This is a genomic window from Vibrio sp. 10N.222.46.A1, from assembly GCF_041473595.1.
Lineage (GTDB): Bacteria > Pseudomonadota > Gammaproteobacteria > Enterobacterales > Vibrionaceae > Vibrio > Vibrio tasmaniensis_A.
Genome location: NZ_JBFRSN010000251.1, coordinates 1 through 9,204 on the forward strand (window position 1 = coordinate 1; position 9,204 = coordinate 9,204).

A 9,204-nucleotide genomic window follows, 5' to 3' on the forward strand; every position below is an offset into this window, starting at 1 on the left:
ATATTTGAGCGAGTATCAGGCCAGTACGGTAATTGCGCTTGAGTCAGTAGTGAACGAATTTGAGCACCGTTAAAACGCATACGCAATGTTGATTGGTCATTGCTTTCGCCAAAACTCATTTGAGACATGTACTGCGCACTCTTACGCATCGCCTTTTGAATCGTCTCATTCGACGCGACATCAGTTTGGCCAGTAGCACGTATCAATACCTGCTCCATGCCAGTATTTCTTGCCACTTGTTCTGGTTGTTTGTCTTCAGCGTTAATCGCAACTTCAGCACTAAAGATATCTACTTGAGTTAAGGCATAACTCGGAGAGGCTAATAGTCCCATCAACAACAATGCTATGTAGCGCATATTGATCCTAATATTCAAAGCTTGTGCCTTGATGATAAGCAACTATGGATTGAGGGGCAAGGTCGTTAGCCCCCACTGTGTTTAATAACCATAAAATATCACCTGACCATGATAAATCGTTCACTTGTAAACTGAATTTTTCTTATTTTGATAGAGATAAACATAACTAATATAAATAAATTTGATCTATCTGACATAGCAACCGATTGCCAAGTGATAGAATCCCGCGAATTTTATTTTTCGCTTTTCATATAACGACCATTTTTAAGGACATAACATGAAAAATGCTCTGCAAGGTGCGCAAATGCTATTTGTCGCTTTTGGTGCACTTGTACTGGTGCCCCTGCTGACAGGCCTTGATCCCAACGTAGCGCTCTTTGGTGCAGGTATCGGTACCCTTTTATTCCAACTTATTACACGCCGTTCAGTACCTATTTTCCTTGCGTCTTCTTTTGCATTCATCGCACCTATCATGTTTGGCATTCAAACTTGGGGTGTAGGTGCAACTATGGGCGGCCTTATGGCGGCAGGTGTTGTGTATGTATTAATGGGTGCCTTAATTAAGGTACGTGGTGTAGCCTTTATCCACAAACTGCTTCCCCCAGTCGTAGTTGGCCCTGTAATCATGGTGATCGGCTTAGGTCTTGCTCCTGTTGCGGTAAACATGGCGCTAGGTAAAACAGGCGATGGTGCGGTTCAGCTTATCGATGCAGACGCAGCGTTATGGATTTCTTCTATCTCATTACTGGTAACGATTGTCATCAGTGTTTTCTCGAAAGGCTTTCTTAAGCTGCTGCCGATCTTCGGCGGTATTGTGGCTGGTTATGTAACGAGCTTAGTATACGGTGTCGTTGATTTTACCCCTGTCGCTCAGGCCGCTTGGTTAGCTCTACCTAACTTCACAGCGCCAGAGTTCAACATCAACGCTATCTTCTTTATGGTATTTGTAGCAATTGCACCTGCTGTTGAACACGTAGGCGACATGCTTGCTATTTCGAATGTAACCGGTAAAGACTACCTTAAAAAGCCAGGTTTACACCGCACAATAACTGGTGACGGCGTGGCAACGATTGCAGCTTCTATGTTGGGCGCTCCACCAAATACAACCTACAGTGAAGTAACGGGGGCTGTAATGCTGACCAAAGCATTCAACCCAGTGATCATGACTTGGGCTGCAGTAACAGCGATTGTTCTAGCATTAGTAGGTAAGCTAGGCGCTCTATTACAAACAATCCCAGTTCCTGTGATGGGCGGCATCATGATTCTACTGTTTGGTTCAATCGCAACGGTAGGCTTGAATACTCTAATTCAGAACAAAGTTGACCTACACAAATCACGCAACCTTGTGATTGTCGGCATTACTTTGGTCTTCGGTATTGGCGGCATGGCATTTGGCATCGGCGACTTTAGCCTGCAAGGCGTAAGCTTATGCGGTATCGTTGCTATTCTACTGAACCTAGTCCTTCCTGAAGAGCTAGGCGACAACACCGTAGTAGACAAAGCCCAAATCGACTAACTGCAAGTCAACAAACTGTAGAGGCTTGTGATCCTCAATTAAGAGCATCACAAGCTAGCAAGATCAAAAAAGGGAGAGCATCGAATGCTCTCCCTTTTTATTAATACGGCTAATTCAGCGAGTTAAGAAACGGTTTAGCGTAACTTAAGCTGAAACCGAATTACTTAGTACCGAAGATCTTATCACCAGCATCGCCAAGACCAGGAACAATGTAGCCCTTGTCGTTTAGCTTCTCATCGATTGCAGCAGTGTAAAGCTCAACATCTGGGTGCGCTTTTTCTAGTGCAGCGATACCTTCAGGGGCAGCAACAAGTACCAGTACTTTAAATACTTTACAGCCTTGCTCTTTTAGAAGGTCAAGAGTTGCAATCATAGAACCGCCAGTTGCTAACATTGGATCAACCACTAGAGCAATACGCTCATCAATGTTAGATGCTAGCTTGTTGAAGTATGGTACAGGCTCTAATGTTTCTTCGTCACGGTAGATACCCACGACACTGATTCGAGCACTTGGCATATGCTCTAAAACACCATCCATCATGCCTAGACCTGCACGTAGGATTGGCACTACTGTTACCTTTTTACCTTTAATTTGGTCAACTTCTACTGGGCCGTTCCAACCATCAATAGTTACACGTTCAGTTTCAAAGTCTGATGTCGCTTCGTATGTTAGAAGGCTACCCACTTCTGTCGCTAGCTCACGAAAACGCTTAGTACTAATGTCACCTTCACGCATCAGGCCAATTTTATGTTTTACTAGCGGGTGTTTCACTTCAACAACTTTCATTTCCAACTCCGGCAATATTTAAACAAACCTGTAGATTATACACGAACTGTGGGGTTATTTCAGAATCTTTATTCTAATAAAAAAAACCGCGCAAACGTTTGCTCTTCGTAATCAAGCCCTGTTAGAATAGCGCCGTTTTCACATCCAACTTAAGTTCGAGGACTATCCCGTGAGTGGTAATACTTCTTCTCTAAGCTACAAAGACGCTGGTGTTGATATCGACGCAGGTAATGCACTAGTAGACCGTATTAAAGGTGCTGTTAAACGCACTCGTCGCCCTGAAGTAATGGGCGGTATTGGTGGCTTTGGCGCCCTATGTGAACTTCCAACGAAATACAAAGAGCCGGTACTTGTTTCAGGTACTGATGGTGTTGGTACTAAACTTCGCCTTGCTTTGGATCTGAAAAAACACGACACCATTGGTATCGACCTAGTGGCAATGTGTGTGAACGACTTAATCGTTCAAGGTGGTGAGCCGCTATTCTTCCTAGACTACTACGCAACAGGTAAGCTAGATGTAGATACAGCAGCAGATGTTGTTTCTGGTATTGCTGAAGGCTGTGTTCAAGCAGGTTGTGCACTCATCGGCGGTGAAACTGCTGAAATGCCAGGTATGTACGAAGGCGACGACTACGATGTAGCCGGCTTCTGTGTTGGTGTTGTAGAAAAAGCTGACATCATCGACGGTACTAAAGTAGCTGCAGGCGACGCACTTATCGCTGTTGGCTCAAGTGGTCCACACTCAAATGGTTACTCTTTGATTCGTAAAGTTCTAGAAGTTTCTGGTGCTGATAAGAGTGAAGAGCTAGAAGGTCGCACTATCGGTGAACACCTACTAGAACCGACTAAGATTTACATCAAATCGGCACTTAAGATGATTGCAGAGCATGACATTCATGCTATCTCGCACATCACAGGTGGTGGTTTCTGGGAAAACATCCCACGCGTACTTCCTGAAGGTACTAAAGCAGTGATTGATGGCAAGAGCTGGGAATGGCCTGCTATCTTCAACTGGCTACAAGAGAAAGGTAACGTGGAGACATTTGAAATGTACCGCACTTTCAACTGTGGTGTAGGCCTAGTTGTTGCTCTACCTAAAGATCAAGCAGACGCTGCGGTTGAACTGCTGAAAGCCGAAGGCGAAAACGCTTGGGTTATCGGTGAGATCGCAAACGCTGAAGCTGGCGAAGAGCAAGTTGAAATCAAATAAGTGATACGCTCACTTACTTAGTTAATCAATGAGGACCTTATGGTCCTCATTTTGCTATTTGGCCCACAGAAAACCTTAGTTTATGTAGGTACATTGTAAACAGTTCAGTTAATCAATCGCATGACCCACTCTATGAAAAACAGCCATTCTATGAATAACAGTCACTCTAAGAAAAACATCGTCGTTTTAGTTTCAGGAAGCGGAAGTAACTTGCAAGCAATTTTGGACGCCTGTGATAGCAATATGATTGATGCTTCAGTTAAAGCTGTCTTCTCAAACAAAGCAGAGGCTTTTGGTCTAGAGAGAGCAAAATCAGCAGGTGTTGACGCACATTCTGTGAACCCAAAAAACTATGGTTCACGTGAAGAGTTCGATCATGAATTGATGATTCAGATCGATGCTTACCAACCCGATTTAATCGTACTTGCGGGATACATGCGTATCTTGAGTTCAGAATTTGTTCGTCACTATGCCGGTAAAATGGTCAACATCCACCCTTCCCTGTTACCTAAATACCCGGGCCTACACACCCACCAGCGTGCCATTGATGCACAAGACAAAGAGCACGGTACAAGCGTCCACTTTGTTACCGAAGAACTTGATGGTGGCCCTGTAATCTTGCAAGCCAAGGTGCCGGTATTTGAAGATGATGATGCTGACATGTTAGCAAGCCGAGTACTGACTCAAGAGCACTGTATTTACCCGATGGTTTGTAAATGGTTTGCTGAAGATCGTTTATCGATGGTAAACGGGAGGGCTGTCTTAGACGGTGAAACATTAGGTACACACGGTTACGCAGAAGAGTAATTAATAAGGTTGTTCTCCCAGAGTAAATCACGGAAGAATAAGCCTTAAAAAACAGAAAACAAAAAGGCCGCTCACTGACTTATTAGTACAGTAAGCGGCCTTTTTTAATCAGGACAAATAATAGTATCGACTAGATTAGCTCAATGGTTCAGTAGGCGCTTGGCTTGCCACCTTCTTCGGAGCATAAGCGACATCTTCCAACGCTTGGTGGTTGTTGCCAATTAACTCTCCAAAATGAAACAGCGCGTATTCACCCGGCTTCATTCTAAACCACTCTTCATTGTCTGTTAGAGGCTGAGTTGCGACGACGGTTACCACATCATTAGGCGTGGTCTCTTCTTGGAAGTTAATCTCAACATCTTCATCAATCAGGCTCGCGTTACCAAAAGGAGCTCGTCTTGTTATCCAGTATAAATGGTTCGTACAGTAGTTCATCACGTACTCACCGTCACTGAGCAACATATTGAAAACACCTTTCTCTCGTAACTGGTCACAGCACTCAGCGACAAAGCGAAACATACCTTCCATATCTTGAGGAGGTTCAGGAAAACGGTCTTCAAGTTGTTTCAACAACCAGCAGAAAGAGAGTTCGCTGTCCGTCTCACCGACAGGTCTGAATCGACCACTAATCAGATCATCATAATCCGTTAGTTGACCATTGTGAGCAAAGGTCCAGTATCGTCCCCAAAGCTCACGAGTGAAAGGGTGAGTATTTTCTAGATTAACGCCACCGCGGTTAGCTTGACGGATATGACTGACAACAGCTTGGCTCTTAATTGGGTAGTTTTGAACCAGCTCAGCGATCTTTGATTCACAACTAGGATTAGGGTCTTTAAATGTACGAAAACCCTTCCCCTCATAGAAAGTAATACCCCAGCCATCACGATGTGGACCAGTGTTGCCTCCACGCTGCATAAGGCCAGTAAAGCTAAAACAAATATCAGTAGGCACATTCGCGCTCATACCGAGCAATTCACACATGGTTTAATCTACTCCCTATTTAAACCAATGGAGCCACAAACCTAGGCTCCAAATGTCTGTAAAACTATTATTCCATTTCTTTTTCAACAAGCTGAATCACAATGTGGATGATCTTAATGTGAATCTCTTGGATGCGATCAGCGTAGCCAAAGTGTGGGACTCGGATTTCGATATCAGCACAACCTGCCATTTTACCGCCATCTTTACCGGTCAGCGCAATGGTTTTCATCCCTTTAGCTTGAGCAGCTTCAATCGCTTTTAGGATGTTGCCAGAGTTACCTGAAGTCGACAAACCAAACAACACATCGCCTTTACGACCCACGGCTTCTACATAACGAGAAAATACGTGGTCGTAACCAAAGTCGTTACTCACGCAAGACAGGTGACTCGGATCTGAAATCGCAATACCAGCAAAACCTGGACGATTTTCACGGTATCGGCCTGTTAGCTCTTCCGCGAAATGCATTGCATCACAGTGTGAACCACCGTTACCACAAGAAAGCACTTTGCCTTCTTGCTTGAATGAATCTGCAATCATTTTTGCAGCAGCTTCAATTTGAGCAATGTTATGGTCATCACTCAAGAACTTGTTCAGAACGTCAGCAGCTTCGTTCAATTCACTTTTGATTAGGTCTTGGTACATTTGGCTTATCTCTTATGTTTTTTGACGCAACTTAAAGTGCGTGAAATGAGAATTGAGGGTTTTCCCCTCTTTATAACTGAGTTTACCCACAAACATGAAATAGTGTCGACACTTAAGCCCAAAGATTGCCACCTTTATTAACCTCTCATTGCCGATCCGTCCAAATATTCACCACCAACCTCTCACAATTAGAACTTTAACTCTATTGAGATCACTTTTTATTCACTTTGGAGTTTTACAAATATTTAATATTTTGTTTACACTTGACTGGTTAGACCTCTTACCTAAACTTAATAACAATAAGTGATCTCTGAAAAGGAAATCGATCATGAACATATTGCTCTCCCTACTCGGCATGTCAGCCATCTTAGGCGTCTGTCTTTACCATAGAGTTAGTCTGGTCCGTGCGTTAATTGTGTTAACTGGCGCAATGGTCGCATTAACCCTGTTTGGCAGCGTGGCAGTCACTGGCTGGCTTTGTTATCTATTGGCCATTGCAATCTTTGCTGTACCAGCAATTCGCCAGACCCTCATTAGCCAAAAAGCACTTTCTTTGTTTAAGAAGGTTCTACCAGCAATGTCTCAGACGGAAAAAGAGGCATTGGAAGCAGGCACAGTATGGTGGGAAGCAGAGCTGTTCAAAGGCAAGCCTGAGTGGAAGAAGCTTCAAAACATTGCGGATCCGAAACTTTCTGAGGCGGAACAAGCGTTTTTAGATGGCCCAGTCAATACAGTGTGTGAAATGGTCAATGATTACCAAGTAACACATGAGCTTGCTGATTTACCACCAGAAGTTTGGCAGTACCTAAAAGACCATAAATTCTTCGCCATGATCATCAAGAAAAAATACGGCGGTTTAGAATTCTCAGCTTACGCTCAGTCGTTAGTTCTACAGAAGCTAACGGGTGTTTCGAGCGTATTATCATCGACGGTTGGCGTACCTAACTCACTAGGTCCTGGTGAGCTATTGCAGCACTACGGCACAGAAGATCAAAGAAACCATTACCTGCCACGCCTAGCTGAAGGTAAAGAGATCCCTTGTTTCGCACTGACCAGTCCAGAAGCAGGCTCAGACGCAGGCTCTATCCCAGATTATGGTGTGGTATGTAAGGGTGAATGGCAAGGTGAAGAAGTATTGGGCATGCGCCTAACTTGGAACAAACGTTACATCACTCTAGCGCCTGTCGCGACCGTTTTAGGCTTAGCCTTTAAACTGAGAGACCCAGAAGGTCTGCTTGGTGACAAACAAGATCTTGGCATCACCTGTGCCCTTATCCCTACCGATTTAAAAGGCGTAGAGATTGGTAACCGCCACTTCCCACTCAACGTGCCTTTCCAAAATGGTCCGACTCAAGGTGATGACATCTTCGTGCCTATCGATTTCATCATCGGCGGCCAAAAAATGGCAGGACAAGGCTGGCGTATGTTGGTTGAATGCCTGTCGGTTGGTCGTGGTATCACACTGCCTTCAAACTCAACCGGTGGTATTAAATCTGCAGCATTAGCAACTGGTGCTTACGCTCGTATTCGTCGTCAATTCAAACAACCCATTGGTCGCATGGAAGGGGTTGAAGAGCCACTGGCACGTCTAGCTGGTAATGCTTATGTAATGGATGCAGCAAGCAACCTAACGGTTGCGGGTATCGATCTTGGTGAAAAGCCTTCGGTTATCTCAGCAATCGTGAAGTACCACTGTACTCACCGTGGCCAACGCAGCATCATCGATGCGATGGATATCGTCGGCGGTAAAGGCATTTGCTTAGGCCCATCGAACTTCCTCGCTCGTGGTTACCAAGGCTCACCAATTGCGATTACGGTTGAAGGCGCAAACATCCTGACTCGTTCAATGATCATCTATGGTCAAGGCGCGATTCGCTGCCACCCTTATGTTCTGAACGAAATGGAAGCGGCTTATTCGGAAAGCAGCGATGCACTTGATAAGTTTGATTCAGCATTAGCAGGACACGTTAGCTTTACTATGAGTAACCTAGTCCGCAGCTTGTGGTTTGGTTTAACCGACGGTCGTGGTTCAGACGCTCCAACACCATCCAATAAAACGGATAAGCAGACACAGCGTTACTACCAACAGCTGAACCGCTACAGTGCTAACCTAGCGCTACTGTCTGACATTTCAATGGCTGTATTAGGCGGTTCACTGAAACGCAGAGAGCGCCTATCAGCAAGACTGGGGGATATCCTGAGTCAACTCTACCTAGGTTCAGCAACACTTAAGCGCTTTGAAAGCGAAGGTAGCCATGCTGAAGATCTCCCATTAGTCCATTGGGGTATGCAAGACAGCTTGCGTCAAACTGAAGTCGCGATTGATGAGTTCTTGGCGAACTTCCCTAACCCTGTGATTGGTCAACTACTTCGCGTTGTGTTAATGCCATTTGGCCGTATCCGTCGTGCACCAAACGACAAGTTGGATAGCCAAGTCGCGCAAATCCTACAAACACCAAGTGAAACACGCTCTCGTATCGGCCGTGGCCAATACTTGGAAGCAACGGAATACAACCCTGTAGGCAAGATTGAAAAAGCGCTAGAAGTGATTCTTCAAGCTGAACCTCTGTTCGATAAGGTTTGTAAAGAAACACATCAAAAACGTGCTTTCTTACGACTCGACCTTGTCGCTCAGCTGGGACTTGAGAAAGGTATCTTAACGCAAGAAGAAGCAAATCTTCTGATTAGCGCTGAGGAACATAGACTGTACACAATTAACGTTGATGACTTCTCACCAGAGGAGCTTGCAGCAAAGACTCAGTACCCAGAACAATCGATTGATAACGTCGCTTAAGGTCAGAGACAGAAACAAAAACGGGACTCCTATGAGTCCCGTTTTTTTATTCATCACTTCATTGTCACAAATTTTAATGCTTACTATCTCGAGGCTTGCTCTATCTAAAT

Annotated in this window: 8 protein-coding genes; 4 read left to right on the forward strand and 4 right to left on the reverse strand. The window is 44.7% G+C overall.

Annotated elements, in window-relative coordinates; translation table 11 throughout:
- Positions 1 to 356: DUF2066 domain-containing protein (locus AB4496_RS08565; protein WP_372130815.1), on the reverse strand; the 356-nt coding region annotated here is incomplete at its 3' end.
- 277 nt (positions 357 to 633) lie between these two features.
- Here AB4496_RS08565 and AB4496_RS08570 point away from each other — a divergent pair.
- Complete coding sequence (locus AB4496_RS08570; protein WP_004734317.1) at positions 634 to 1,872, forward strand: uracil-xanthine permease family protein; 1,239 nt, start codon at positions 634 to 636, stop codon at positions 1,870 to 1,872.
- A 160-nt stretch (positions 1,873 to 2,032) separates the two neighbouring features.
- On the opposite strand, the gene upp is transcribed toward AB4496_RS08570, so the two are convergent.
- Positions 2,033 to 2,659, reverse strand: a complete 627-nt coding sequence (upp, locus tag AB4496_RS08575; RefSeq protein ID WP_009847387.1) for a uracil phosphoribosyltransferase — start codon at positions 2,657 to 2,659, stop codon at positions 2,033 to 2,035.
- A 169-nt stretch (positions 2,660 to 2,828) separates the two neighbouring features.
- Between upp and purM the strand changes: the two genes are divergently transcribed.
- Positions 2,829 to 3,869, forward strand: a complete 1,041-nt coding sequence (gene purM / locus AB4496_RS08580; RefSeq protein WP_008222945.1) for a phosphoribosylformylglycinamidine cyclo-ligase — start codon at positions 2,829 to 2,831, stop codon at positions 3,867 to 3,869.
- Between the two features lie 120 nt (positions 3,870 to 3,989).
- Positions 3,990 to 4,676: a phosphoribosylglycinamide formyltransferase gene (gene purN / locus AB4496_RS08585; protein WP_086027545.1), complete on the forward strand. Its 687-nt coding sequence runs from the start codon at positions 3,990 to 3,992 to the stop codon at positions 4,674 to 4,676.
- Positions 4,677 to 4,811: 135 nt separating this feature from the next.
- On the opposite strand, the gene AB4496_RS08590 is transcribed toward purN, so the two are convergent.
- Both AB4496_RS08590 and lpcA read right to left on the reverse strand, forming a co-directional pair.
- Entirely contained in the window at positions 4,812 to 5,657 is an 846-nt protein-coding gene (locus tag AB4496_RS08590; protein ID WP_009847389.1) for a class II glutamine amidotransferase, read from the reverse strand.
- Between the two features lie 67 nt (positions 5,658 to 5,724).
- Positions 5,725 to 6,300, reverse strand: a complete 576-nt coding sequence (gene lpcA / locus AB4496_RS08595; RefSeq protein ID WP_009847390.1) for a D-sedoheptulose 7-phosphate isomerase — start codon at positions 6,298 to 6,300, stop codon at positions 5,725 to 5,727.
- Positions 6,301 to 6,628: 328 nt separating this feature from the next.
- Between lpcA and fadE the strand changes: the two genes are divergently transcribed.
- Positions 6,629 to 9,094, forward strand: a complete 2,466-nt coding sequence (fadE, locus tag AB4496_RS08600; protein WP_009847391.1) for an acyl-CoA dehydrogenase FadE — start codon at positions 6,629 to 6,631, stop codon at positions 9,092 to 9,094.
- Positions 9,095 to 9,204 lie beyond the last annotated feature (110 nt).

Excerpts from the sequence above, each read along its gene's own strand:
- AB4496_RS08570 (WP_004734317.1), top strand. The coding sequence starts at position 634 with ATGAAAAATGCTCTGCAAGGTGCGCAAATGCTATTTGTCGCTTTTGGT.
- upp (WP_009847387.1), bottom strand. The coding sequence starts at position 2,659 with ATGAAAGTTGTTGAAGTGAAACACCCGCTAGTAAAACATAAAATTGGC.
- purN (WP_086027545.1), top strand. The coding sequence starts at position 3,990 with ATGACCCACTCTATGAAAAACAGCCATTCTATGAATAACAGTCACTCT.
- AB4496_RS08590 (WP_009847389.1), bottom strand. The coding sequence starts at position 5,657 with ATGTGTGAATTGCTCGGTATGAGCGCGAATGTGCCTACTGATATTTGT.
- lpcA (WP_009847390.1), bottom strand. The coding sequence starts at position 6,300 with ATGTACCAAGACCTAATCAAAAGTGAATTGAACGAAGCTGCTGACGTT.
- fadE (WP_009847391.1), top strand. The coding sequence starts at position 6,629 with ATGAACATATTGCTCTCCCTACTCGGCATGTCAGCCATCTTAGGCGTC.